Annotated in this window: 1 pseudogene; it reads left to right on the plus strand. The window is 45.6% G+C overall.

Going from position 1 to position 641, the window contains the following annotated elements:
* Nucleotides 1-597, plus strand: a pseudogene (locus tag R7044_RS26090) (bifunctional glutamine synthetase adenylyltransferase/deadenyltransferase); the annotation flags it as partial.
* Between the last annotated feature and the right edge of the window lie 44 nt (nt 598-641).

Raw genomic sequence — 641 nt, forward strand, 5'->3', positions numbered from 1 at the left:
ATTCTATACGAAGTGGACACTCGCTTACGTCCTTCTGGGGCGTCCGGCCTGTTGGTGAGTCCAACCGATGCGTTTGATGATTATCAACATCAAGATGCGTGGACTTGGGAGCATCAAGCTTTAGTGCGCGCTCGCATGATTTATGGTGATGAACCATTGGCGATTGCTTTCCATAACACTCGTCATGATGTGTTGTGTAAACCGCGTGATGAGCAAACGTTGAAAAAAGAAGTCGTCGAGATGCGCGAAAAAATGCGCGATCATTTAGGTGGTAAGAAATCTGGTCGCTTCATGATCAAGCAAGACGTCGGTGGTATTACCGATATCGAATTTCTGGCTCAATATTTGGTGCTTAACTATAGTCACGAGAAACCTAAGCTTACGCGTTGGTGTGACAATGTCCGAATATATGAAACGCTAATTGCTCAAGGTGTCATGGAGGAAGACCAAGCGATGCAACTGATACGCGCGTACACGACGATGCGTAACGAAATACACCACAGAAATCTGCTTAATTTGGATGCAGATGTGGTTGAAGATAAGTTTGTTGCAGAAAGAGAATGGGTGAAGCAAGCATGGAACCAGTGGTTCGCCTAAGTAGAAGTAGTGCTCAAGGTTCAGCCTAGAAAAAGGCTGTGCTA

Source organism: Vibrio sp. 1402 (genome assembly GCF_033340275.1).